This is a genomic window from Paenibacillus sp. strain BS8-2 (assembly GCF_054483835.1).
In genome coordinates this window covers 3,337,226-3,362,061 of record NZ_CM137010.1, presented here as the reverse complement: position 1 = coordinate 3,362,061, position 24,836 = coordinate 3,337,226, and the positions used below count along the sequence as shown (strand labels likewise).

The 24,836-nt window shown below is 47.4% G+C and carries 27 protein-coding genes and 1 pseudogene; 13 read left to right on the top strand and 15 right to left on the bottom strand.

What is annotated here, in order from left to right:
- Nucleotides 1-16: 16 nt before the first annotated feature.
- From ACX1C1_RS14435 to ACX1C1_RS14425, 3 genes are all read right to left on the bottom strand, one after another.
- Entirely contained in the window at nucleotides 17-985 is a 969-nt protein-coding gene (locus tag ACX1C1_RS14435) for a metal ABC transporter solute-binding protein, Zn/Mn family (protein WP_458952884.1), read from the bottom strand.
- Nucleotides 986-1,417: 432 nt separating this feature from the next.
- Nucleotides 1,418-3,529 carry a peptidoglycan D,D-transpeptidase FtsI family protein gene (locus ACX1C1_RS14430; RefSeq protein WP_458952883.1) on the bottom strand — a complete coding sequence of 704 codons (2,112 nt, stop codon included), beginning with the start codon at nucleotides 3,527-3,529 and terminating at the stop codon, nucleotides 1,418-1,420.
- A 42-nt stretch (nucleotides 3,530-3,571) separates the two neighbouring features.
- Complete coding sequence (locus ACX1C1_RS14425; RefSeq protein WP_458952882.1) at nucleotides 3,572-4,021, bottom strand: hypothetical protein; 450 nt, start codon at nucleotides 4,019-4,021, stop codon at nucleotides 3,572-3,574.
- A gap of 160 nt (nucleotides 4,022-4,181) precedes the next feature.
- On the opposite strand from ACX1C1_RS14425, the gene ACX1C1_RS14420 reads away from it, so the two are divergent.
- The 3 genes from ACX1C1_RS14420 (at nucleotide 4,182) to ACX1C1_RS14410 (ending at nucleotide 6,123) form a co-directional block, all read left to right on the top strand.
- Nucleotides 4,182-5,381, top strand: a complete 1,200-nt coding sequence (locus ACX1C1_RS14420) for an MFS transporter (protein WP_458952881.1) — start codon at nucleotides 4,182-4,184, stop codon at nucleotides 5,379-5,381.
- 126 nt (nucleotides 5,382-5,507) lie between these two features.
- Nucleotides 5,508-5,612 carry a YjcZ family sporulation protein gene (locus ACX1C1_RS14415; protein ID WP_458952880.1) on the top strand — a complete coding sequence of 35 codons (105 nt, stop codon included), beginning with the start codon at nucleotides 5,508-5,510 and terminating at the stop codon, nucleotides 5,610-5,612.
- Between the two features lie 139 nt (nucleotides 5,613-5,751).
- Nucleotides 5,752-6,123 carry a toprim domain-containing protein gene (locus ACX1C1_RS14410; protein WP_458952879.1) on the top strand — a complete coding sequence of 124 codons (372 nt, stop codon included), beginning with the start codon at nucleotides 5,752-5,754 and terminating at the stop codon, nucleotides 6,121-6,123.
- A 44-nt stretch (nucleotides 6,124-6,167) separates the two neighbouring features.
- Here the strand turns inward: ACX1C1_RS14410 and ACX1C1_RS14405 are convergent, their stop codons facing one another.
- Nucleotides 6,168-6,779: an SCO family protein gene (locus ACX1C1_RS14405; RefSeq protein WP_458952878.1), complete on the bottom strand. Its 612-nt coding sequence runs from the start codon at nucleotides 6,777-6,779 to the stop codon at nucleotides 6,168-6,170.
- A gap of 30 nt (nucleotides 6,780-6,809) precedes the next feature.
- Nucleotides 6,810-7,661: a heme o synthase gene (gene cyoE / locus ACX1C1_RS14400; RefSeq protein WP_458952877.1), complete on the bottom strand. Its 852-nt coding sequence runs from the start codon at nucleotides 7,659-7,661 to the stop codon at nucleotides 6,810-6,812.
- Between the two features lie 258 nt (nucleotides 7,662-7,919).
- Between cyoE and ACX1C1_RS14395 the strand changes: the two are divergent.
- Nucleotides 7,920-8,347 (top strand): annotated as a pseudogene (locus ACX1C1_RS14395) (cell wall hydrolase).
- Nucleotides 8,348-8,426: 79 nt separating this feature from the next.
- The gene (gene gerQ / locus ACX1C1_RS14390) at nucleotides 8,427-8,975 is read left to right on the top strand and encodes a spore coat protein GerQ (protein WP_458952876.1); all 549 of its coding nucleotides are present in this window, start codon (nucleotides 8,427-8,429) and stop codon (nucleotides 8,973-8,975) included.
- Between the two features lie 33 nt (nucleotides 8,976-9,008).
- Here the strand turns inward: gerQ and ACX1C1_RS14385 are convergent, their stop codons facing one another.
- Nucleotides 9,009-9,353 (bottom strand): hypothetical protein, encoded by a 345-nt coding sequence (locus ACX1C1_RS14385; RefSeq protein ID WP_458952875.1) that lies wholly within the window; start codon nucleotides 9,351-9,353, stop codon nucleotides 9,009-9,011.
- 139 nt (nucleotides 9,354-9,492) lie between these two features.
- On the opposite strand from ACX1C1_RS14385, the gene ACX1C1_RS14380 reads away from it, so the two are divergent.
- The gene (locus tag ACX1C1_RS14380) at nucleotides 9,493-10,479 is read left to right on the top strand and encodes a metal-dependent hydrolase (RefSeq protein ID WP_458952874.1); all 987 of its coding nucleotides are present in this window, start codon (nucleotides 9,493-9,495) and stop codon (nucleotides 10,477-10,479) included.
- A gap of 300 nt (nucleotides 10,480-10,779) precedes the next feature.
- On the opposite strand, the gene ACX1C1_RS14375 is transcribed toward ACX1C1_RS14380, so the two are convergent.
- Nucleotides 10,780-10,989 carry a small, acid-soluble spore protein, alpha/beta type gene (locus ACX1C1_RS14375; protein WP_458952873.1) on the bottom strand — a complete coding sequence of 70 codons (210 nt, stop codon included), beginning with the start codon at nucleotides 10,987-10,989 and terminating at the stop codon, nucleotides 10,780-10,782.
- 140 nt (nucleotides 10,990-11,129) lie between these two features.
- Here ACX1C1_RS14375 and ACX1C1_RS14370 point away from each other — a divergent pair, with 140 nt between their 5' ends.
- The 3 genes from ACX1C1_RS14370 (at nucleotide 11,130) to ACX1C1_RS14360 (ending at nucleotide 13,446) form a co-directional block, all read left to right on the top strand.
- On the top strand, nucleotides 11,130-11,321 hold the full coding sequence (locus ACX1C1_RS14370) for a hypothetical protein (RefSeq protein ID WP_458952872.1): 192 nt from the start codon (nucleotides 11,130-11,132) through the stop codon (nucleotides 11,319-11,321).
- 131 nt (nucleotides 11,322-11,452) lie between these two features.
- Nucleotides 11,453-12,529 (top strand): permease, encoded by a 1,077-nt coding sequence (locus ACX1C1_RS14365; protein ID WP_458952871.1) that lies wholly within the window; start codon nucleotides 11,453-11,455, stop codon nucleotides 12,527-12,529.
- Entirely contained in the window at nucleotides 12,526-13,446 is a 921-nt protein-coding gene (locus ACX1C1_RS14360; protein WP_458952870.1) for a TIGR03943 family putative permease subunit, read from the top strand. The genes ACX1C1_RS14365 and ACX1C1_RS14360 overlap by 4 nt, the downstream gene beginning before the upstream one ends.
- A gap of 76 nt (nucleotides 13,447-13,522) precedes the next feature.
- Here the strand turns inward: ACX1C1_RS14360 and ACX1C1_RS14355 are convergent, their stop codons facing one another.
- Nucleotides 13,523-13,921: an O-methyltransferase gene (locus tag ACX1C1_RS14355; protein WP_458952869.1), complete on the bottom strand. Its 399-nt coding sequence runs from the start codon at nucleotides 13,919-13,921 to the stop codon at nucleotides 13,523-13,525.
- Between the two features lie 281 nt (nucleotides 13,922-14,202).
- Here ACX1C1_RS14355 and ACX1C1_RS14350 point away from each other — a divergent pair, with 281 nt between their 5' ends.
- A complete protein-coding gene (locus ACX1C1_RS14350; protein ID WP_458957686.1) occupies nucleotides 14,203-15,465 on the top strand; it encodes a methyl-accepting chemotaxis protein in 1,263 nt (420 codons plus the stop codon).
- A 298-nt stretch (nucleotides 15,466-15,763) separates the two neighbouring features.
- Nucleotides 15,764-16,537: a polysaccharide deacetylase family protein gene (locus ACX1C1_RS14345; protein ID WP_458952868.1), complete on the top strand. Its 774-nt coding sequence runs from the start codon at nucleotides 15,764-15,766 to the stop codon at nucleotides 16,535-16,537.
- A 68-nt stretch (nucleotides 16,538-16,605) separates the two neighbouring features.
- On the opposite strand, the gene ACX1C1_RS14340 is transcribed toward ACX1C1_RS14345, so the two are convergent.
- From ACX1C1_RS14340 to ACX1C1_RS14325, 4 genes are all read right to left on the bottom strand, one after another.
- Nucleotides 16,606-17,250, bottom strand: coding sequence for a 3D domain-containing protein (locus tag ACX1C1_RS14340; RefSeq protein ID WP_458952867.1), 645 nt, complete (start codon nucleotides 17,248-17,250; stop codon nucleotides 16,606-16,608).
- A gap of 109 nt (nucleotides 17,251-17,359) precedes the next feature.
- Nucleotides 17,360-18,169 (bottom strand): CAP domain-containing protein, encoded by an 810-nt coding sequence (locus ACX1C1_RS14335; RefSeq protein WP_458952866.1) that lies wholly within the window; start codon nucleotides 18,167-18,169, stop codon nucleotides 17,360-17,362.
- Nucleotides 18,170-18,416: 247 nt separating this feature from the next.
- Nucleotides 18,417-19,442 carry a Gfo/Idh/MocA family protein gene (locus ACX1C1_RS14330; RefSeq protein ID WP_458952865.1) on the bottom strand — a complete coding sequence of 342 codons (1,026 nt, stop codon included), beginning with the start codon at nucleotides 19,440-19,442 and terminating at the stop codon, nucleotides 18,417-18,419.
- Between the two features lie 49 nt (nucleotides 19,443-19,491).
- Nucleotides 19,492-20,268 (bottom strand): sugar phosphate isomerase/epimerase family protein, encoded by a 777-nt coding sequence (locus ACX1C1_RS14325; protein ID WP_458952864.1) that lies wholly within the window; start codon nucleotides 20,266-20,268, stop codon nucleotides 19,492-19,494.
- A gap of 399 nt (nucleotides 20,269-20,667) precedes the next feature.
- Here ACX1C1_RS14325 and ACX1C1_RS14320 point away from each other — a divergent pair, with 399 nt between their 5' ends.
- Nucleotides 20,668-20,895, top strand: a complete 228-nt coding sequence (locus ACX1C1_RS14320) for a 3-dehydroquinate dehydratase (protein ID WP_458952863.1) — start codon at nucleotides 20,668-20,670, stop codon at nucleotides 20,893-20,895.
- Nucleotides 20,896-20,993: 98 nt separating this feature from the next.
- Here the strand turns inward: ACX1C1_RS14320 and ACX1C1_RS14315 are convergent, their stop codons facing one another.
- The gene (locus tag ACX1C1_RS14315) at nucleotides 20,994-22,244 is read right to left on the bottom strand and encodes an MFS transporter (RefSeq protein ID WP_458952862.1); all 1,251 of its coding nucleotides are present in this window, start codon (nucleotides 22,242-22,244) and stop codon (nucleotides 20,994-20,996) included.
- 222 nt (nucleotides 22,245-22,466) lie between these two features.
- Here ACX1C1_RS14315 and ACX1C1_RS14310 point away from each other — a divergent pair, with 222 nt between their 5' ends.
- The gene (locus tag ACX1C1_RS14310) at nucleotides 22,467-23,384 is read left to right on the top strand and encodes an ROK family protein (RefSeq protein WP_458952861.1); all 918 of its coding nucleotides are present in this window, start codon (nucleotides 22,467-22,469) and stop codon (nucleotides 23,382-23,384) included.
- On the opposite strand, the gene ACX1C1_RS14305 is transcribed toward ACX1C1_RS14310, so the two are convergent.
- Both ACX1C1_RS14305 and ACX1C1_RS14300 read right to left on the bottom strand, forming a co-directional pair.
- Nucleotides 23,346-23,954, bottom strand: a complete 609-nt coding sequence (locus tag ACX1C1_RS14305; RefSeq protein ID WP_458952860.1) for a TetR-like C-terminal domain-containing protein — start codon at nucleotides 23,952-23,954, stop codon at nucleotides 23,346-23,348. The two genes, ACX1C1_RS14310 and ACX1C1_RS14305, sit on opposite strands and share 39 nt — an antisense overlap.
- 1 nt (nucleotide 23,955) lies before the next feature.
- Nucleotides 23,956-24,690 carry an MBL fold metallo-hydrolase gene (locus ACX1C1_RS14300; protein ID WP_458952859.1) on the bottom strand — a complete coding sequence of 245 codons (735 nt, stop codon included), beginning with the start codon at nucleotides 24,688-24,690 and terminating at the stop codon, nucleotides 23,956-23,958.
- Nucleotides 24,691-24,836: the final 146 nt, after the last annotated feature.

Here is a 24,836-nt window from a genome sequence, read left to right as displayed (position 1 = left end):
CTTTCGCAACCTCCGATTAGCGGAGCGACTTCAAAATTGTATCTACGTTATGTTTGACCATACCCACATAAGTACCTTCCACCGTACCTGGATCTCCCATGGCGTCGGAGTACAATTGTCCACCGATCACAACTTCATGACCAAGCTGCTTCGCGCCTTCGATTACCGATTCAATAGATTTCGTGGATACACTGGACTCTACAAACACTGCTTTGATGCCCTTCTCGACCAGGAAGTCCCTGAGCTCTGCTACATCCTTGGAACCATATTCCGACATCGTGTTCATCCCCTGCAGGCCAACTACTTGAAGTCCGTAAGCTTCGCCAAAATAACCAAATGCATCATGCGCCGTTACCAGAATCCGGCTCTCCTCGGGAATAAGTCCGATTTGTTCTTTTGCATATGCGTCCAGTTCGGCCAGCTCTGCCAAATAGTCTGTAGATCTGGACTCATAATAGTCCGCATGTTCTTGGTCATGCTCCTTCAGTGTATCTCTCACAACTTCAACAGCTGACATCCATAACTTCACGTTGAACCAAATATGCGGATCGTAGGTCGCCCCGCCTTTGGCATTCGGATCTCCGTGGAGCATCGACTCATCGATATCTTGCGATACCGCCACAACAGGTTTTCTCTCTTCCAACCGCTCGAAGATTTCCGCCATCTTGCCTTCCAAATGGAGACCGTTATAGAAGATGATATCCGCTCCGTCCAGCTTCTTCACGTCTCCCTGTGAAGCCTTATACAAATGGGGATCGATACCAGGTCCCATCAGTCCAGTCACAGCTACATGTTCGCCGCCTACTTCCGACACAATATCGGCAATCATGCCTGTCGTCGTTGTCACGGTTATTTTTCCATTCGTTCCTGGCGCTCCGTTTTCTTCGCTGCCGCACGCCGCTACCGCGATGGCGGTGAACGATAGAAACAATATTGTCATAACAAACCTTTTTACCGCGGAGTTGGCTTTCAATTTGTGCTTCATGAGATGATTCCCTCCTGATTCGATTGGCTTTCACTGAAAATGATCTGCGCGTCTTTAGTGAGTGTGCCTTTGGTTATGCTCGTATCGCTGCTACATCCGGTTATTTGCCGAGGACAAACTTCTTTCCTCAAGCAACAAGAATTTAATTAGCGCCTTTTTTTTAATAATACACAAAAATGTTTCTCTTGCGCAACATTTATTTTTGACGTGCTCGTCCGTAATCATCCTTGCGTAAGTATCTTGCACCGATTGGCATTAACCCGAACTTTTGAAGCTCCTATTATCGCCTAGAACACTTTAAATACTTTATTGTTTCTGGGCTAGTCTCGTTCCATATTCATTTCTGGTAAGCATCAAAAAAAATAGGACAGCCAGAACTTACTGGCTGTCCATAACCCTTTATTGCTTCTAATCGACATTGTTACCGGTCGGTTAGTCCGTGTTCGCAACTTCCGTGCCGGATACGTTTGTGTTGCCTGCTCCATTAACTGCTACATTGCCCGCTGCATTGCCCGCTGCAGCCGCAGCAAGTTGTGCAGCCAGCGCTTTGTTCGGCGTACCTGTCAAGCCGATCTCCGCATCGTATGCATCGAATATTTGACGCGCGATAGGAGCTGCCCCGTAACTGCCGAAACCGCCATCAGGCACTACTACTGCGACTGCCAGCTTTGGATTATCTGCTGGTGCATACGCGATAAACACCGAATTCTCCGCATCCCGCTTCGATACTTGCTGCTCTGACGTTCCCGTTTTCCTGCGGTATTCGTAACCGAAGCCTTCGAAGCCTTGTACATTAACCTGTTCCATGCCGGATTCGATTTCTTTCCAGTAAGCTTCAGGAATATCGATGGTATTGAGCACTTGCGGCGTATATCCTTGGATTAGATTGCCGTCCGAATCTTTGATCTCATTTACGAACTGCGGTTTGAGGCGTGTGCCTCTGCTCGCCAGCATAGCTGTATACTGAGCAAGCTGCAATGTGGTATAACGGCCCTGCTGACCGAATGATGCCTGGATCAAAGCGGACTGCGCACTGCCCACTTCCGCTTCATGGAAATATTCGATAATGCCCAGAATTTCATTCGGCAGCCCGCTCTCAGTCGAAACGCCTAGTCCGAATTGCTTCATGTAGCTATCCCAAATCTCAACGCCTGACTTGCCATTTACCGCGGGTCTTCTGTACAGTTTATCGCCTATCATAGCCGCCATAAACGGGTTGGATGAGTGTGCGATTGCTCCAGCACCATCAAGCAAACCATATGATTTTTTTTGCGAGTTGGTGATGTTAGTCTCGTAACCCTTTTTGCCGTATGTGAACAAGCCTGTATCATTATAAGTCGAAGACGTTGTGAACAATCCTTCGTTTAATCCAATCAGCACCGACAATGGTTTGAGCGTCGAGCCTGGAGGAACGATCGACGATGGATGCTGCGCTCGCTCAGCCTCGTCTTCGTATGGTCCATAGACCGTTCTGATCGTGCCGTTAGGCAATACGTTGCCGAAGTTTTTGTAATCCTCCGGACTTATTCGGCCACCTGCCCAAATGTTAGGGTCATAATCTGGCATGCTCGCCATTGCGACTACCTTGCCTGTGTCAACCTCCATCGCTACGGCGAAGCCCGTTTGAGCAAATTCGGCTTTCTCATACTTGTTAGTCGAGTTCCGGATTTTCTCCAGATGGCTCATGATCGACTTCTCCGTGTGGAGCTGTACGTTTTTGTTGATCGTCAAGTACAGATCCGCGCCTTTCTCCGGGTTCGTGATCTGCATCGGTCCGATAATTTGCTCCTGATTGTTAACCGGATACGACTTCAATCCATTTTTGCCGCGCAGAATGTCCTGATACATAAACTCCAGTCCGTCTAACCCGACTTCCTCTTCTTCCAAATATTTAAGAGTAGGCTCGGTCTCTTCCATTTTCTTCGTATAAAATTCGTTGTTAACTCGAACGCCTTTATACTTCTTCAGGTAACCGACTAATTGCACCGCGATTGAGCTTTGGTCGTAGTTCCGCACACTCTCTTCCATGATGTCTATACCCGTAAACTTTGTTCGGTTCTCCATAAAGTAAGCGACTTCTTTGTTTGAAAGCCCGGATTTAAGCCTGCGTGGCGTCGAAATAATATTTCTAGAAAATCCTAGATCCATCTGCCAAATAATATCGTCATACTTCATTGCCTGCTTGGCATCTCCATCACCGAGCTCAGCAAAAATTTGCTCGAGTTGCCGCGCCGTTTCCTCCGCTTTCTCCTTGTAGCCTTTGCCCGGTTGAATGTTGTAGTAGAGCGACTGGGTAGAAGTCGAATACGCAATCGGATATCCCGTGGAGTCGTAGATATTGCCCCGGATCGGTGCAATCGAGTCGTTCCTCGTGCTCTTACGCAGCCCTTCCGCACTTAAAGTGGGGCCTTCGACGAATTGCAGGACAGCGAGTCTCACAATTAGCAAACTAAACAAAGCGAATGTAATAAAGAAAAAAAAGTTCAAGCGAAACGAGAAGTTCCGCCGATTGTCGATTTCCCGCTTTTGCGGATCATCCTGCATGTGTGATCACTCCCATCCATGCGGGGCCGCTTGGCCTGCACGTTAACCTTTTTGTTTTGCCTGTTCAATAAACGTCTTAATCGTGTCGTCTAGAGGGATTGTAATTGCCGGGGCTCCCTTAAGCGATACCTTCACTTCGTTTTCCCCTGCTTTGCCCGTTAGCTCGACGTTTGTTGTTGTGACAGTGAATGTTCCATCCGCGTTAGCCTTATACTCTGCATTCTCCACTTCGCCAATCATTGCCGTTACCGCTTCCTGCTTAACCGTATCCATCATTTTGGTGCCAATGTCTTTGACGTCATCCAAAGAATAACCACTGTAGAGCACAACGCCGATAATGATCACCGCCGCAAGCGCCCACTTGACCACCGTCTTGACCAAACGAACGATGATAAGCAGAATAATTAGCGCGATGGCAAGCACAAGCCAGTTGTCCTGAAAGAATGTTGTCCATGTGTCCGTGTCATACGATGAAAAATCCAAAAAATCCATCCATAACCCTCCTCATTATATCTCTAATTCATAGCCGTTACCAAACATTATAGCCTACGCCACATGGGGCGTAAACGGCGCCTTCTTAATCGGGAGACATATCCTGTCCCAAGAAGGCGTACAAGTAGATATATGTACAGAGAGCAAGGAGGAACCCATAGTGAGAACCGCTTTATGGCTCTATTTGTTTTTGTTTGTTGCCTTCTTTGACCTGCATGCTCAATATCCCATTCTAACGCCATTTGCAATTTCTATCGGAGCCGCGCCATCCTTTATTGGGCTCATGATGGGCATGTACTCCATTACTCACCTTCCCGGCAATCTGCTTGCGGGATACGGCGTCGATCGTTACGGAAGCAGGCTCTTTATCGTATTCAGCTTGCTAGGCGCAGGCGTTATCCTGTTATTCCAGGCCTATGTAACAGATCCCTGGCAGCTCCTGCTGCTGCGTTCAATCAGCGGTTTTGTGCTCGCCTTTTTGTCCCCAGCTTGCTTATCGCTGCTAGCAAGGCTGACTAGCGACATTACCGAACAAGGAAAACTGATGGCAGGCAACGGGCTCGTGCACACACTTGCCTCTGTCGTCTCTCCCGCAGCCGGCGCTTATCTGGTCGCCAAGATCGGCTTTAGCACAGCCTTTACGATTCTCGGCTGGATCCTAATCGGCACAGCAATCTGCGCACTCATTTTTATCAAAGAGATTGGCCGCAAACTGAGCAGCGCTCCTCCTGCAAACGGCCAATTACTAACCGCTAGGTCTCGCTCCGAATCCGGAAAACTTACCAATCCCGCGAGCAGTACATCTGTTCCTATTCCATGGCTGATCTACCTGTTGCCTGTTGCCATCAGCTGCTCGCAAGGCATCCTCTCCTTTGAGCTGCCGCTGCTTGCCAAATCGAGAGACGAGATGATGACGACTGGCCTGCTTTTCTCCGTTGTCAGCATTGGAGCGCTCATTACGCTCAGTATGTTATTCCTTAACCGGCTCCCTGCATTCCGTCGAACATTATGGGGAGCACTCTTTCTTGCGCTCGTTTATTTCGGCATCGCTGCCGAGGCGCCGCTTCCTTTAGCCGTGTTGCTCCTGTTTGTCGGCATGGCGAAAGGAATCATTTTGCCAGCATTATCAACACTCCTGATCGAGCTTAGCGGAGGGGCGCGGTACGGAAGAACATTCTCGGTTCTCTCCATTGCCTTCTCAGTCGGCGCCTTTCTGGGGCCGATGCTTGCGGGACAGCTTCGTGACGAGGTATCCCCTTATTACATTGCATTCATCGTCTTAATGCTTGCCTTGTGTCTGCTCCCCTTCTATAAGTTCAAAACAATGGAGCCAAACACCCATTTTTCTAAAACTGGGTAAACGCACAAGGCATTCGTCTCCTCCGCACATAGGATATTCTGTGTCAGGCAGACATTCGGCTAGAGCAAATGAGCTAACTGAGCAAGCTGCCAGACGATAACGCTAGTGTAGAGGGGTGACTCCATTATGACAGGCGTAGGCAGAGACTTCGGCTACAACCACAACAGCGTAGGCACTGTTCTTGTATTGTTTATCTTGCTCGTAATCATCGTATGTGCTGGATTCTGGTAATCGAGCGCTAACGTTCCGTACGAACACATGAGGCCGCCTCAGCGCAGATGATGGTCTGCGCACCGAGGCGGCGTTCTTGTTTTTCAGGTTCTTACTTATGGTACACTATCGAAACAAGCAGCTACAGGGGGGATTCAGCATGGATGTAACCATTGTTGTGGAAGGCAAGAACGACCGAAACAGACTGAAACGCGTCATCGATGATCGGATTCAAATATTGTGTACATACGGCACCCCCGGCGCAGCCCAGCTCGAAAAAATTCGCAAAGACTCCGGGCACCGGCATGTCTTTGTATTTACGGACAATGATTCCTCCGGCCGCCGGATCCGTGGGATGCTAAGCGACATATTTCCCGATGCCGAACACATATACACCAGACGCGGATATTCTGGCGTCGAGCATACGCCCGAGGAATATTTGATCGAACAATTAGAAAAAGCGGGACTCGGCGAGTATATCATGTATCCCGCGCCGGATCCCGCTCCTAGATGGAACAAAGAAAATTTCTAAAGACAAACGATGTTCTCGTTACGACTTCAATCGAAACGCCTTTTCTATAACAGCCTGTTGACCTGCTGTACAATGTAATCTGCGGTCAAATCCTCATCGTTGCCCTTAATGAGCTGACGGATCTGTCCTTTCTTGTCGATAAGCACGATTAGATTCATGTGGGAGAACGTCTCTCCTCCTGGATCCTTCACAATGCCGATCCCCATCTCTTTGGCCAGATTGATCGTTTCATCGCTATCACCTCGAAGGAAATGCCATCCGTCGCCCAATTCGGCGGAAGTACGCTCGGCGAACTTACGAATGACATCCGGTGTATCGCGTTCCGGGTCAAAGGTAATAGAGATCAGCTCCGCCTTGTTACCAAGCTTTCCTTCGTCACGCAGCTTCTCCTGAGCTTGCGACAATAGGAACGTAGTAGGTGGACATACATCCGGACAGTTGGCGAAGTAATAATAAACAAGCCTCACCTTGCCGTCTGTTGATGAGAGAGAAACAGGATTGCCGTCGATATCATTCATCTCGAACGCTGGCGCTGCTTGGATGACACCTAATGGAGCTTCGGGTTTCCATACATATGTAAACAACAAATAAATGCCCATCGCCACGCATAGAGCCAGCACAGCGATCTGAAATGAATATTTGCGTATAAATGTCAATTAAAGTCCTCCTTGAAGCTCTTTATGCCTTTACTTCAGCGTGTTCGCGATCATTGCAATAAACACGACCATTAAATAATTAACCGAGATTAAGAAGTTGAACTTCGCCCACTTCTCTGTATCCGCCGTACGTAAGCCGCTGATCGTATGAAACAGCCACACTAGACTTAGCACAACCGAAATGATTAGAAAATAGATGCCCGCATATCCGTAAGTATAAATAAGTACGACTGTCGGCAGCAGCAGCAGCACATAAGGAATCATCTGAAGTTTAGTCCGTTTCACGCCTTTGACGACGGGCAGCAACGGGAAGCCAGCTGCTCGATATTCTTCAACACGGCGTATCGCTAGTGACCAAAAGTGTGCTGGCTGCCATAAGAAAAGCAAAGCGAATAATAGCCAAGCACCTGCGTCTACTTCGTTTGTCACTGCGCAATATCCAATGACCGGCGGCATCGCGCCGGATATGCCCCCGATTGACGTGCTCCATGTGGAGCTGCGCTTAAGCCACATCGTATAGACAATAATATAAACGAACCAGCCGAGTAGACCAAGCAAACCTGTAAGCACATCAAGTGCAAATAAGGTTGCGAGTCCAGCCACTCCTAGAATAATACCATAAGTCAGAACGCCCCCCGGCGACATTCTCCCTTGCGGGAGCGTACGGTTTCTTGTGCGCTCCATCTTCTGATCCAGCTCTCGATCCCAATAGTTATTAACAACAGTAGCCGAAGCCATGATTAGCGTCGAGCCGATCAGCATCCATATCATAAGCAGAATATCCAAATCCCACTTGGAAGCTACCCAGAAACCTCCCAATGCGGCGAACATATTCAGACGAAGCAGCCGCGGTTTCGTTAACGCAATTAAATCCTTAAACACAAATGCTAGCCCCCCGAGTTATGCGACAAGACGATCGATACGTCTCTCTATCAATGATGAACCGTTTCTAATCATACCGAAAATTAAGGGCTGTGACAATGTTCGCCATTACTGTTCATCAATTCGACACGCATATTTGCACTACATTCGCCAAATCCAACCTTATTGATTTTGTCACCATTCCGCCCAACGCTCCATACATTAACCATGTAGTGTAACGCCTACTCCAAGGACAAAGGGAGTGAAGATTCCAGCGCTATGGCAGTTATTAAAACCAGTGCAGACGACACAAGGATGCTTGCACGGCTGATGCGAGCCGAAGCCGAGGGTGAAGGCGAACTCGGCATGTTGATGGTCGGCAATGTCGGCGTCAATCGTGTGCGAGGCAATGCAATTGCCTCGACTTCAAGAGCATCCGCTCAATTCCTGACATGGTATACCAGAGCCCTGGCGGTTTCGAAGCCATTCACAAGAGCTACTTCTACCAGAAGGCTCGAGAGAGCGAGATCCGCTTGGCTAAACGAGTCATCGGCGGGGAACGTCAGCATCCAGCTTCCAACGCGTTGTGGTTCTTTCGCCCGACCGGAGGTTGCCCCTCTACGTGGTGGGACCAGAACAACGCTGGACGTTTCAAAGCACATTGCTTCTATATCCCAACACAAGCTGATTGTCCAACGGTCTATTAGTCCTTTTATCTAATTGCATTGCACGGCCTATTGAAGAAGAAGCCGAATTCCATTGCACGAAAGCGAGGATCAACACGAAATGAGTCAATACGGTTACAAACAATCAGTCGGCACGACCGACGCAAGTTTTGGATATGCGCAAGCCCCTTACGGTTACCCTTCCTATGGGTACAACGGGTATGGTTACCGAGGATACCCGCAACAGCAAGCCATGTATGCACAGCCATACGGAGGTATGTCGCAAGCAATGTCCATGCCGCCAAGCTCTGTGCCAAGCGGCTCCATGGTTACACCTGGCGGAGGTAATATCGTTACACTTCCGGCGGTTGAAGAGTCATATGTAGAAAACATTTTGCGCCTTAACCGCGGCAAACTGGCTACATTCTATATGACTTACGAGAACAACTCCGAATGGAACGCCAAAATATTTACAGGTATTATCGAAGCTGCGGGCCGCGATCATATTATTATTAGCGATCCAGCTACAGGTATGCGTTATCTACTACTTATGCTTAATCTCGACTACGTTACATTTAATGAACCCATTAATTACGAATATCCGTTTCAAGGCTCAGTCGTTACACCGACTACGCCGGTGAGCGGAACAACTGGCACTAACGGAGAGTAAGTTTCCGATCAGATACAGCAAGCCCGCCAGCACTCACTCGCCCTCACCATTCTCAAAGCTCCCCCTATGCAGAGAGATGGACGATCTGATGGACGGCAACGCGGGCTTGAATGTCCATACATGCAATTTGGCCTCGCCGCCCTGTATCAGCGGCGTCAATATAGCCCAAGGAGAACGCTGGTCACAGCGTTCTTTTTTGATATTCTCTGCTTCCGCCTCATCAGACGCATTCCAAATTTCTACAAACAAACCTGGCTGATCACATCCCTCATATAATGTGACTCGCCCGTGAAATTTTTCAGTCAGTCGTTTAGTTTCAGCTAAGTACATATCCAAGTTAGCTGGCAATATCCGATATTCGGCAAAGGTTATAAACATTGGCGTCAAACTCCTCTCAGCTCTTCTCATAAAATGCCCTTCTTTATGGTAATAATAAACCTATTCGATTTGCGCAGGACGGGTTCACACTTGAACTAACCGTACTCCGCATACATGTTAGGGGGCTCGCAACTTACCAATGGACACAGGAACGCATCTCGTGATGGGAATTGGGCTCGCCGGGCTTGCCACCGTGGACCCCGTCGTTGCAGCAAGTCCAGCCGTAATGACGGCTGTACTGCTCGGCACTGTCGCAGGTTCGCAAGCGCCGGATCTAGACAATCTTCTCAGGCTGAAAGGTAATGCTTGCTACATCAGGAATCATCGAGGCAGGTCGCATTCTATTCCTGCCATACTGATCTGGACTGCTGCGATTACACTGCTGCTGCAGCTTTTCTACAGGGGCAGTCTGCCTTGGCTCCATGTGGGGGGGTGGGTGCTGCTCGCCGTCGTGCTTCATGTCTTTACAGACCTCTTTAACGCTTACGGAACCCAAGCGATGAGACCATTTAATGAGAAGTGGATATCTTGGAACATCATCCACATTTTTGATCCCATCATTTTTACTACGCATATAATAGCCATTCTACTGTGGGCGACAGGTCTAGTAAATCCCGCAGTCGTATTCCCAATTATGTATTTGTTCCTTGCCATCTACTTCGTTTGGCGAACACTCGCGGCCAAACGAACAGTAAGCAGGCTGCGCAAGCTGGATGCCAGCCATCGACCAAGTGATACGTATATGGCAATCCCGACAATTTCCATGTCGATCTGGAATATCGTGAAGCAGAGCAAAGACGGGACGTTTTACGTAGGCAATCTGCGGGGCGACAAGCTAAGCTGGCTTGATAGCGTGCGCTGTTCCAACCACCCGGCTGTAGAGAAATCCAAAAATGATCCCGCTATTCGATCGTTCCTGTACTTCACTAGCTTCGCATGCGCCGATGTCAAAGAACATTCTTGGGGCTACGAGGTTAGATGGTCCGATGTCCGGTACCGCCATCGCAAACAATATCCATTTGTTGCTGTACTACTTATGAACAAACAATTTGAGACGGTCGGCTCATACGTCGGTTGGCTAAGCGATGAACGTCTCATGAAACGGCTTAGAATGGACACCTACTGAGACTGGAAAGACTGGGAAGTCTCGCCGATTGACGAATACAAGCCCTTTCCCTCACAATGGGAAGGGGCTTGTTTGTATCAAAGTATCAAAGTGATCAAGCTTTAACCAGAGCTGTGACAAATGCACCGTTGTTGGAACCAAGGTGAAACGGCTATCGCCGTCTTTGGCGGCTCAGCGCGTTTCATTCCGAGAATTCTAAGCTCCGATAAGATGCAAAAACTTATAAATTCTTAGAATTTTAAAAAGCCCAAGGTTTCCCTTGGGCTTGTCTTCAGGTGCTTGCTTTGTGTATAAAATCGATTAACGGTATCCGCCGGACAATTGCTGTTCGGCAATTTGGACTAGTTTTTTCGTGATATAACCGCCTAGGGATCCTGCATCGCGGCTTGTCACGTTACCGTAATAGCCGTCTGCCGGAATTTGCACGCCCAATTCTTGAGCTGCTTCGAGTTTCAATTGATTTAATGCTTGCGCTGCTTGTGGGACAATAAGTTGGTTGCTTCCTGCCATTAGGTATTTCTCCTTTCGTCCTCTGCACTAAAATGTGTGTTGCAAGCTTGCAAAATTATTATGTGCAGGAAGCGACAAACTATGCTGCAAGCTCAAAAAATATTTTTACGCTGTTTCAAAGCGTAAAGGAGTGTTCTTTTATGTCCAAATCGTTGTCGATGTTTTTTGCTGTTCTGTCCATCTTGTTTATGAGCGCTACAGCTATCTCAATCGTTTATAATGGCTGGTTCGTCCTGCTCTTTGCGCTTCTCTCATTGTTTAGCATTGGTACTGGTTTCATCGTCAAAGCCAGACTTCGTCGCAAGCATGAGCGTAAGCAGCAGAACCAATAGAACCTATATTCATAACTGGAGAATTCGCCAGTTTAGCTTGTCCTATCGACAGCATGTCTTGCATAGGCTATAGTATGGTTATCTTTCATTATCGTAATCATTACTATTAGTTGCAAAGCGAGGTTAATACTATGCCGCAAATCATACGTACTGTTATATTCCGAGTCGGCACCCCGATTCTCGGGCTAGGCTGCCTAATGATGTTGTATTTCATTTTGACCAACCGGGAGCTTCCTTCAGTGATATTGGAAGTGATGAAGGACCCCGCTCACTTTCAATCGTTTAAAATTTTGTTCATTAGCATTGTGCTAGAAGCTTTTCCGTTTATACTGCTAGGTGTGATCTTTTCTGCTCTGCTTCAGGTTTTCGTAACGGACGAGCTTATCCGCCGCATTATGCCGCGCAATCCTATTGCAGGTGTATTAGTCGGCGGTCTGCTCGGCATTCTATTTCCGCTATGCGAATGCGGTATGATTCCCGTAGTTCGCAGGTTGATACGCAAGGGCATGCCCGCCTATATCGGCATCGTCTATTTGTTAGCCGGCCCCATTGTCAATCCCATCGTGTTCTCCTCTACTTTCATGGCGTTCCGCACAACGCCAGAGATCGCTTATGCTCGAATGATCTCGGCATTCGCTATCGCCGTCGTAATTGGTTTGCTGCTATCCAAGTTCATGAAACGCAGCCCGCTTCGTGCTGATGTCGAACTTAACATTTCTCAGCAAACGCAACATCTTTTTACACATGCAGCTCATACACACATACATAATCATCACAGCGATGAACCCAAGCGCGTCGGTTTCCGTGCCAGAGCATCCTCGACGTTATCTCATGCATCCGATGAATTTTTTGAAATGGGTCAATACTTATTGATCGGAGCCTTGCTTACTGCCATTATTCAAACCGTGGTAAGTCGCGACGTTCTAGCCGGTTTCGCTGGCGAGCCTATTCTCGCATATCCGTTTATGATGGCTTTTGCATATATTCTGTCAATCTGCTCCACCTCAGACGCCTTTATCGCAGCTTCGTTCAGCGGTATCTTCGAGCAAGGTCCCTTGCTTGCATTTCTAGTTTTCGGACCTATGATCGATTTCAAGAATACATTAATGCTGTTATCAACATTCAAACTTAAGATCGTGGTCTTATTAATTGCGTTGACCGCTGTTCTTACGCTTGCGGGTGCGCTAATTGCGGAGGTTCTATTATGAATATGACAACACACCTTATCCGCGCATTGCTCCTTGCGGGGTTCGCCATGCTTATCGTGTACTTGTTCCATACTGGAGACATTTCATTATACATTGCACCGAGAATGGAGCTTCTCGTCAAACTATCCGCGATAGGACTATATGCTGCTGCTGTGTATCAGGTTTACGCTGCATTACAGGCTAGAATGGCTAAACGAAAAGCCGCCGAATGTGATTGCGGTCATCATCATCATTCGAGCTCAAGACTCAAAAACACGCTTGTCTACAGCCTCTTTCTGTTGCCATTGCTATTAGGATTTCTTATGCCAACCGGTACGCTCGGCAGTGCGCTCGCAGCCAAAAAAGGCATCAGCTTTAGCGGTAACCAAGCCGTCTCGCGTTCAATCTCGAATAAATCCATCAATCCGGCGATCACTCCCCAGGATGCTTTACCCGAAGCCGTGATAGATGCCAGTACCAGCAAATCACTGGATGAGTTGTTTCCTTATGATGAATATACAATCGACCACGCGGCGCTCGCCAAACGATTGTATTCGCAAGAGGATACGATTGAGGTACCAGAGCATCAGTTCATCGAAACACTGACAGCGCTTGACTTGTACCGGGATGCTTTTATTGGAAAACATGTTCAGATTACCGGTTTTGTCTACCGCGAGGATAACATGGGTGCCAATCGGTTCGCAGTGAGCAGATTTGCTATGAATTGCTGCTCTGCTGACGCTATTCCATACGGCTTGATGACCGAGTGGCCCAAGGCATCCGAATATAATGAGGATGAATGGGTAACCGTTACAGGAAAATTAGGGATTACGAAGTATTTGGACAACGACATTATGATGCTGGAAATTTCGCGAATCGAGCGAATCGACGCTCCTGAATCGCCATATGTCTATCCGGATCTTGAATTTGGAGTTTAACAAAAACAGAGAGCGCCATGGGAACTCATTCATGGCGCTCTTTGGTGTTAAATTGTAAAAACTCAGGAGTCATTCCTTATGCCCAGTTTGCGCTTTTGGACCTTTGAGGCACGTAATGACTGTTCCATGCCGCCATGTTATAGTTTGACTCGTACAGGACACTTGCCGACCATGTATTGGAGCTAGGCTTGACATAAAAGTCATACAGGATCTCGCCATGCGTCCATTCCTTCCTATATTTCAACGCATCGATAGCCAGTTGCCTGAATGCCTGTACTTGCTCTTGCGTCAAACCTTTATCGCCGCCCTCAATTTTTCCGTCTCTGCTCTCTATGGGATGATGTTTGAGGCCGAATTTACCTACAGCATTGTTTCGAATGCATATTTGTACCGTTCCCGCAGCCGCATTCGTTAGCTCACCTTCCAATTGCCTGAACACGAAGTCAACCTGCCTTGCCAGAGATACCATTTCCATTACAAAACCCTCCTTTAGTATTTCGACATTCTCCCTCTGCTGCTTCGACACCATATGACGATTTCAAACATCGAATTGTCATTAATAGTAACATTGACCACAATTTTCTTCACCGAAAACCTATTTGGTAATTTCCGAATTCTCAATTGCGTTAAAGGACCTATATAATTAAGCACAAAGTACCACGATGTATGCGCTTTTCATAGGTCGACAATTATAGACCAATTTCGTGCTCGGTGTTATAATATGGGTATTCTAATTAAAGGAGCGCTTACATAATGATCCAATGGTACTACTCGCTGTCCGTGCGCAATAAGTTAATGATCCAAACGTATTTCAATTTAGCGCTATTTGCCATTGTTACGATTCTTACGACAGCGCTCGCCGACGGACCCGTGCTCGCCATGACGATTGTTTCGCTCGTTCTTGCGATTGCTGCGTTTCCAACGGTCTCATTCATTGAAAAAGCGATTACGAACTCCTTCGATGATATTGCCGGAGCAGCATATCGGATTGCAAAGGGAGATTTCACACAGAAGATCGATACTTCAGCAAGCAGCGGAGCTGGAGAGCTAGGTCATTCGTTCAACAGCATGGTGGACAAGCTCCGCGACATCTTAACAGAAACATCGAACATCATCCGCCACGTCGCTGATACAAGTCGCGGAATCTTTGATAAAAACAATAGTATTATGACAGCTATGGAGCAGGTCGCTGCATCCGCCGGAGAACTCGCGACAGGCGCGAACGAAATTTCGGAAGATGTCTCGGATATGAGCACATCTATCAACGAGATCGAAGAGAAAGTTGGCTCTTATGCCCACTCCACCAAGGAGATGAACGTCCGCTCTGAGCAGACGATTGCTATCGTCGGTCGAGGCAGAGAAGCGCTTGAGATTCAGGCAGAAGGCATGCAGCGCAACGTCGAAGCCACAGCGAAGGTATCCTCGACGATTGAAGAATTGGCTCGCAAAGCTCAAGGGATCTCAGCGATTACATCAACGATCTCCGATATCGCCGAGCAGACAAATCTGCTTTCGCTTAATGCTTCTATCGAAGCTGCACGTGCAGGGGAACATGGCCGTGGGTTTGCCGTAGTAGCCCAGGAAGTACGCAAGCTTGCCGAAGAATCTACAGCTTCGACTAAACAAGTATTCACGCTAGTACGAAGCATTGATGAAGGAATTAAACTGGCAATCAACAACATGAAAATCAATGAAGATGTGGTTAATCTTCAATCCGAGCATATTCGCCAATCCGAAATGATCTTTAAGGAGATCGAGCAAAGCATTGCATTTATTACACAACAAATCTATGCCTTCTCACAAGAAAGTGATGGCATGCTGGAAAGTGCGCGTCAAATTTCCGGAGCAATCCAGAATATCTCCGCAATTACTCAACAATCTGCTGCCGGCACTGAGCAGGTATCGGCCTCTATGAATGAGCAGATCAGCTCCGTTCAAGCAGTGGTTCAAGAAACGGAACGTATGTTATCAATGGCAACACAGCTCCAAAGGACGATTCAAGTATTCAAGATGAAATAAACCTTCCTGACTATAGAGCACCCCATGCGGGTGCTCTTTTATTTGTCTTGATTTTGCGTGCGTCAATCCTTATGATCGCTGTTGCTGCGAGGCTGACAAGCACAGTATATTGCAGTCAACAATAGGGGAAGCTACCTTATACAATTTGAACAATTATTCAGAACGGATGAAGGTGCCCATGTGTAACAGCCAATCTATTCGTCAATGGCTTTCGATCGTTACTCTTCTGTTTCTGTTTTCAGGTATCCTTCCAAATACCGCCGTGCACGCGGAACAATTGAAAAAGGAATCCATTATTGTGTCCAGTCAGCCACGGCAGCAGATACAAAACACGATTGATGTCAACAAACCAAAATCTCAACAAAAGCAGCAGACACGTCAACGAAGACGACCTGCTGCGAAAAAAGTGGATATGTCGTGGGTCACCCTCCATAAGCGATTTCCGAATTCTTTTCTTATAAATGGACCACGTGATCGCAAACAAATTGCACTAACCTTCGACGATGCACCTGATCCTAGATTTACTCCGCAAATTCTAGATGTACTTGCTCGTTATCGGATATGTGCCACATTTTTTGTTGTAGGAGAGCGTGCGGCCAAGCACCCGGAGCTGCTGCGCCGAATTTTGAATGAAGGACATGTCGTCGGCAACCATTCTTATAGCCATCCCGTGTTTTCCAAGCTGTCGATCTATAAATTCCAATCCCAGATTTGGCAAACGGATGAAGTGATACGTCGAATTGCAGGCATATCCCCTTTGCTGATCCGGCCTCCATACGGGGAACTTCTATCGCAACAGGTGCAATGGGGCAAAGGCTCTGGCTTCACCATCGTGAACTGGGATGTTGATTCTGAGGACTGGCGCAAGAATCCAACTAGCACCAAGGTACTCGCCAACATTAGAAAAACGTTGCAGCCTGGCTCCATTGTGCTTCAACATGCCGGAGGCGGAGAAGGACAAAGCTTGGCAGGAACAATTGATGCATTACCCGTCTTAATCGAACAACTTCAAGGAAAGGGATACGACATCGTTACAATCCCCGAGCTGTTAGGGAAACGCGCATATCGTTAGCGTAGAACCTTGAAGAACATTACAAAGGCGCTCCATCGACTGGAGCGCCTTTGTTATCTGTTGTCGCACTATTGCAGAATATATACTTTCACGTTCTGGAAACCGAACTTCTGTGCTTGCGCTGTCGTGCCAGGAACAAAAATATCGATTCTGTTTCCCTTAATCGAACCACCCATGTCCGTTGCGGTTGCCAGCATGCCGCCCTTCGGCAATCCATTGTACTCATATCCTGTTACGTACAGCTTTGTGCCAAGTGGGATCATCTTAGGATCGACTGCAATCGTCCCAACTTTTAGCTTGTTGCCGAAGTAATCAACAGCACCCCATTTGCCATTCTCAGAAGCGGCTGACGTGTAAGCTGTAGCTTTAACGGTCAATTCCTTTTTGTAAGCATGAGTTGTTCCACCAGGAGCAGTCACTGTCATCGCCACAAGAGAATTAGCTGAAGAACTAACTTCCTTCGCTTCCATTGTGCTCTCTGTCTTTGACTTTTCGTTAGGGATCTCGATCACATCACCAAATTGCAGATTGTTCGCTTTCATCGTGTCATTGGCACTCATCAGCTTTTTTAAAGGAACCTTGTATTTAAGCGATAGTTCCCAGAATGTATCATTGGTCTCGATCTTATGTGTTTGTTCGGCTGCTTGCGCGCTTCCTGCGAATAAAGTAGCTGCGCACATTACGGCAGCAGTAGTCAACATCCATGTCTTCAAACCGTTGTACCTCCTGAAAGTTGATCATCCGCAGCAGTCAGGCTCCTTGTCGAGATGGAACGTGCCCGCTGCATTTGATCGATTGTGGATCGTTCTAACTGAATTAGTCTTAACCGATAAACATTTGTACCCACTCACCGTTTACATATCCAACGCCGATCTTCGTGAAGTTCGCATTTAGAATGTTAGCTTTATGACCTGGGCTGTTCATCCAATCCTGCATAACTCGTGCTGGTGTTGGTTGACCAGAAGCGATATTCTCGCCTGCATAGTTATATTTCACGCCAAATTGACGCATCATATCGAAGGGAGAACCATATGTCGGAGAAGTATGGCTGAAGTAATTATTCACATCCATGTCTCTTGCTTTCTCTGTTGCTACTTTGTTCAGAAGCGTATCGATTTGAAGCGCTTTAAGACCTACTTTGGCGCGCTCTTGATTAACCAGCGTTACAACCTGCGATTGGAAGGCGCTCATGTCCGTTCCCGTTGTTGGTGCCGGTGTAGCAGTTGGCTTGACTGTCGGCTTTGGCGTCGCTGTTGGTGCTACTGTAGGCTTAGTTGTTGGAGCAGGCGTGACAGTCGGTGCTGCAGTTGGCGCTGCAGTTGGCGCTGCAGTTGGTGCTGTGGTCGGCTGTGTCGTAGGCGCCGCAGTTGGTGCTGGTGTCGGAACCGGTTTTGTAACATTGCCTGGCCAAGTAATAACAATACCGTTAAACGAAATATTAAGCTTGCTAAGATCAATGCCATATTTGGAAGCTATATCATTGATAAGTGAGTAGCTGATTATATTTGCTTGAAGTTTGAAGTTTGTTGCATTAACATTCGCTGCTTCCACTTTAGGAGCCACGATTCCTGTTCCTATCAATGATGCGGCTAACAAACTTGCTACCCCGATACGGATCGATTGCTTTTTCATATATGAATTCCTCCTAAATGAGTTTTATGATTCCGCGTAACCTTCCGACGTCAACTATATTAGCATGGGGCCAAGTTGTGTTCATGGCACAAAAAATACCATTCGCTAGCAAAACAGACTCAAACCCAAGCCCTCTCTGCTTTATTAGAATCTGCTCATCCACCATTTGACCCATTATTGCAAGCAAAAAAAGACCTCCTGCCATCCCTGAAAAAGGAGGCGGAGATCTTAAATGTGAGTCAGTCTATTAGCCGTTTACTTTGACGAAACGACCAGTTGCTTGCGATTCGAAGGCGCAAAGAATAACTTTAAGCGATTTGCGTCCGTCTTCGCCGGAAACAGCAGGAGTAGATTTAGTTAAGATGCTAGTCAAGAACGCATCCACAACGCCGCTTGTCTCTTGTTTATCATTCGTGGAGATCGCGCCTACTTTGTATTTCTCAACAGAGCCATTGCGCAATTCAACGATTACTTGATCATCAGGATGCGTTCCGATCTTCATAACACCGTTCTCGCACCACAGGATTGTGCTGTTGTCTTCACCTTTGTAATAGGTCCAGCTTGCTACCAGCGTACCAATCACGCCGCTTTCCATACGAAGTACGCAGGATGCATTGTCGTCAACTTGCGTTCCTTTTTTATCGAGGGTACCAACAAGCGCAGCGATTTCCTCTACTTCTTCGTCAAGCAACCAACGGATAAGATCTGATTTGTGAACGCCAAGATCGCCCATTGCACCCATAATTGCTTCTTCTTTGCGGAAGAACCAGCTATTCGCGCCATCGATACTCCAGCCGTCCGGTCCTGGGTGACCAAACGAAGTGCGGAACGTCAATACTTTGCCAAGTACGCCCGACTCCAAAATTTGTTTCGCCTTCACATGTGGCGGCATGAAACGTTGGTTATGGCCAACCATTAGATTAACACCGTTTTGTTTAGCAGCTTCGATCATCGCTTCCGCTTCCTCGTCCGTTACGGCCATTGGCTTCTCGACAAGAACGTGAGCGCCAGCTTTGGCTGCTGCGATCGACATTGGCGCATGAAGTGCGTTTGGTGTACAAACACTAACCGCATCCGGTTTGATTTCGGCAAGCATCGTCTCATAATCGGAGAACGCTTTGCCGCCATGTTTCGCCGCATATTCTTCTGCACGTTCGATAATTGGATCGACGAAGGCCACAAGCTCCACATTAAGATGAGCTGCAAATTCAGGAATATGACGATATTTGGAGATGGAACCACAGCCAATTACAGCTACACGAACGTTAGACATAGATTTCCCCTTCTTTCCATAAAAGTACCGAATGCTATCGGAATAATGATTAAAATTGGTTTAAATAATTATTTTTCATCCATTCCATGCTTTCCGCTACAGAATCAAGCGGTGGATTGGCACAAGTATCCTGCTCCACGATTAACCATTCTACATTCGCTTCGGAAGCCGCTCCGATAATCGGTACTAGCGGCAAATCGCCACGGCCAAGCTCAACTGTATCAATACCTTCTGCATCCTTATCTCCCGCACGGAAGTCCTTCAGATGAAGGAGCGGCAGTCGATTTGTATATTTGCGGATATATGCAAGCGGATCTACTCCGGCATATTGAACCCATCCGATATCCATCTCTACTTGCAATTGCTCTGGAGTTAACCGATTATAAAGTGCATCGAACACGATCTCGCCGTCAATCTCCACTTCGAATTCAAACGCGTGGTTATGATAAGCGAATGCAATGCCTTCCTCACGGAATCGTTTGCCGAACTGCTCGAATTTGACCAAGTGCCCTCTCCAAGACTCAGTATCGCGAGCTTCTACTGGCAACCAAGGACAAATTGCGTATTTCGCTCCAATCGTCTTGAGGTAAGCGATTTCATTCTCTAGATTATTTTCTAGCAAATGCAAGCCAATATGGCTTCCGATAGCTGTAAGATTAAGTTCCTTAAGGAGTTTGCTCATCTGCTCCGCTTCGATATCCCCGTAACCGGCGAATTCGACGCCTTCATATCCCATAGCCGCTACTTTGCGTAAAGTTCCTTCGAAATCAACAGCCGTTACGTCGCGAAGCGTATACATCTGCAGGCCAATGCCCATTCTTTTCATTCTATTACACTCCTTATTATATGGATTTGTCATGACTTTTACTTTAGTTCATTCAACCTCTATCATTATATACATCCTATGAAATGAAAAACAGTTGTCATATTAGTTTATTCTTATGCGATTTTGTCATCACTCCTCTAAACAGAACCTTTATATTATGCTTCCAGGAGCCTTTTTTATGCACAATTGACAGCTTGCTCTTGCAATATGTAATGATTACGGTATACTGGTTACGAATTGATGCTTGACTTGCAGTCAATTATGAGAAGATTGTAACCATTTTATCACTTTTTTTTAATAAACATTTAAGAATTATACCGTACACTAGGAGAAACAATACGCCAATCCCTTCAGGTTATTGGCTAATATGATCCTTCATAGGATGGAGGCTGCCTAATTATGAAAACCGTATTCATGTTTCAGAATAAAACAATTCCCGTATACTTAACCGATACCAATAAGCAATCACTGGACAAGTTGTCTACCATCTTGCACCGTAAGCTTGAAACTGGTAAAAACGCGTTGAAAAAATGCATCAGCTCACTCATCAGCGTCGAAATTATCGGCAGCGAAGCGACACTTCACTCTCTGTACGAACGCGATACACTAACGATCTCGCTGTATTAACGAACCATCAGGCTTGGTCCTATATGTCTCACATAACAAAGACGAAGCGAGTGCAATATTCTCGCTTCGTCTTTGTTTGTGTAGATTATTCGATGTGGCTATAAGTTGTAGGACTTTCCTCGGTTCCCCCATACAAATAAAGCCGTTCCTATCCATCCGCATATAGATGCGGTAATCAATAATGCGCTCATCGACACGCTGGAGGTTAATGTCGTCCCTAGAATTGGACCAAGCGTCCCCCTTATGCCGAACAACATCAAATGAATACCGAACACCATCGCTTCCCTGCCTGGGACAAGCCGGAATACGAAGGCGAGAATACCAATATCCCATATAGCCTCACCAATACCTTGCACCGCATTACCAATCAGAACAGACGGATAATTCCCCCATACGCCATATAACATCGGAACGACAGCGTAAGCGCCGATTCCGACCATCAATGTGTATTTGATTGGGAAACGGTCAATCATCATCCCCGCGATCCAGAATGTCAGCAAGAGCGCTGTAAAATACGCGACCCTGGCATAACCGATTTGAACATTCGAAAGCTCCAGTACGTTAACCTGAATGATCTGATAGAGAGGGCTTGCGAACATATTGCCAAATCCCGCGAACGTCGTCGCAAGAAGGAATACGCCGAGTGTTCGGTTATCTCGAACGAGCATCCACTGCTGCTTCATATTGAAGTTCAATCGTTTCCGCCGTTGTCCGCTTCTGTCTACGGCAACTTGAGAAGCGTCGTTATCATTGGGGGAGGCACTATCCTTTTTCTTTGATAGCTTCAACGCGTTAAAAATAATGATCGACAAAACACCTAATAACGAACCCGCGATCAGCGGACCAGTCGGGCCATACGCTTCTGCCCAGTTCCCCACGAGGTAAGCGAGCGGTATCATGACGACGCCCATGAGAACACGCACGTACCCCATCAGTCTTCCTCTAGTCTCCGGAGGATACATCCGGGATACGAATGCCGCATATGCCGGCGCCTGTATACCCATCAATAGTTGAAATACAATGGCTGCCGCGACATATATGCCAGGTTCGGGGAAAAAGGCCGGCAACAACAACAGAAACCTGCCGATCAGGTTGGGCAATACGACAAAGGGTTTCGGGTTTCCCGTCCTCTCGATCCAGCTTGCCCAGAACGGCGAGAAAATCAGTCCGATTGCTGGTGCCGCCGCAAGCAGACCAACTTGAACTTTATCCGCGCCTTGTTGTAGAGCAAAGGCGATATAGAACTGGTTCATGACGACATTAAACATGCTGAACAGGAGCGTCGCGCTTCCGTCGATGCGGAAGTTATGCCACACCCTAGCCGTCATTGGCAATCCTAGTTTAATCATGTGGTACTCGTGCTTGGGGATCCGTGCCATGTGTAATCGATACCTTCTTCTTTCTCAACTCGAACGACTCATTCGAACGAATATTACTACACAACGATCCGTTTGTACAGGGGGAACTTTGAGCACGATTATTCACAAATTCATACGATTGATTCCCCAACTTTGAGCGATATGATAGACTGATCAAGATAAAGCTTTTGGCTAGAAGAATGGGGGAAGGATATGTCATCCTTAGCTGTAGGAATTGATATCGGAGGTACCAAAATTGCCGTCGGTCTCATCGATGATCGTGGTGAAGTCCTTATAAAACGTTCACTGAAAACGGATCTATCTTTGACTCCAGGCGACATGCTGGGACAAGTTGCAGATGTAGTACAAGCTCTGGCTGATGAGCAGCGTGTTGCATTGCATGAACTAAAAGGTATTGGCGTAGGCGCTCCTGGTCCGCTTAATACACGTACGGGCCGTCTTACTTGCCCGCCGAACCTTAAAAGCTGGTGGGATTACCCAATCGTTGACCGTCTGGGAGAGCTGCTCCCGCTTCCAATCAAGATGGAGAACGATGCGACCGCCGCCACTTTAGCAGAGAAGTGGGTTGGCGCTGCTCAGGAGGAGGATCATTTTGTATTTATCACGATCAGCACAGGTATCGGAGCAGGCATCTACCTGCATGGCAAGCTGATAAGTGGATCGACCGGCAATGCGGGCGATGCAGGATTTATGATTGTTCATCCTCAAGGTCCAATCAAGAGCGATGAAGCATCCGGGTACTGGGAGCTGCTTGCCTCGGGTACAGCAATAGCCAGACAGAGCAGTGAGCTGTTAGGAAGAGAGGTTACATCCAAGGAAGCATTCGAGCTTGCTGCTCAAGGCGATCCACAGATCGCACCGTTGATAGAACGAGTATTCACTTATATTGGCATGGGCTGTGTATCGTTAATCAACTTGCTTGATCCTTCCAAGATCGTCATTGGTGGCGGAGTTTCCCAGGTTGGCGAGCCACTCTTTGCGGCTGTACGCCAATATGTTGCTGCACATGCTTTGAACCCCAGCGGTAGAGAAACCTTGATCGTCCCAGCTAAGCTGCAGCAGGATGCCGGTTTAATCGGCGCTGCCGCTCTCGTTCACTGCAACTACTAAACCTCGTATATAACTTTTCAAGACGAATCGGATGCTGGTCTTCAGATCGACCGGCATCCCGAATCCGCCCTTCTGACCGATGCTCGCAAACCCGTGGAGCAGACTGCGCAATCCCCTTACAGCATGAATGCCCTCTTCTTCCTTCAATCCCAGCTCCCGTATGACCCCAAGCAATCGGCTCACTAGCTGCGAAGCAAGATCGCGCTGTTCCTTACGTTCGCCAAGCGGATCCCCTTCTTCGCTTCCAGGTGATTTCAAGGTCAGTTCATAAAGTCCTGGGTGCTCGGCTGCAAAACTCAAAAACGCATCTGCAAGATCCATTAATTCAGCCTCGGGCGTTATACCTTTCCCTATATTCGATAATCGTTCGTTCAGCCTTTTTAATCCAAGCGTCGTCATCAATTCTTTCAGCTCGGAAAGTCCTTTGACGTGATTATATAATGATGGAGATCGTACGCCGAGTTCGCTTGCTAAGGAAGCTAATGTCACTTCCTCGGCTCCCGATGCATCGGCCATAGCCGCAGCCCTGCTAACGATCGTATCCAAGTCAAGCCCTCTTCTTGGCGTCATTCTAGACACCTCTTTTGTTTTTATTGGTATTGAACGCTTGCTCGGCAGACTTAACCGCTAATTCCATCACCATCGTTGGAGCTTCGATCAAATTCCCGTGTCCCGTTGCCAGAATAGCTGGTCTCATCGCAGTAAGCCGCTTCGCTGTATCTAAGCTTGTCTCGGCACTCCATGTCGCTAGCGCCGGGAAAGGAAAGGTCCACTTCATGTGACTCGTTACGGTTACACCACCTCTTGCATGAAAGGCATCTCCCGCTAACAGCAGCCCTGTCCTCTCGTCTAGGAATGCCATCGAGCCTGGCGTATGTCCAGAAGCACTAACCGCAAGAAGGGAGCCGATTCGATCGCCGTCCTTAATGAGGACATCAGGTTTCGTTCGAATCGATTTCGGGATGCCGCCGCGTATTGGCGGCATTCCTTGTTCGTCTGGCGTCAACGTGACATCACCAGCTAACAATAACGAATCTCTAACCGATATATATACCTTGATATCTGTGTTCGTTTCTCTAATAGCGTCGAGCGCGCCCACATGATCGCTATGAGCATGAGTCAAGACGATATTCGCGATCGGTTTGCCAATCTGCTCAGCGGCCTTCAAGATCGCTTTTGCATTATTGGGCAATGCTGCATCCACAAGCGTCAAGCTCTCCTCTTCTTCAATCAAATAACAGTTCACCGGAAATATAGTAGGCAAATACGTAAGTTGAGCGAATTTGTTCCCTCGAATGACTCTCATTCCATCATCTCCCGCCTAAACTAATGACATTAGTTTTATGATAAACTAATGAGATTAGTTTATCAACCTAAAAACAAAAGGCCAGCTTCAAGATATACTCAGTAGATATCGTGACGACCAAAAACCCGCTAGCCTTGACTAACGGG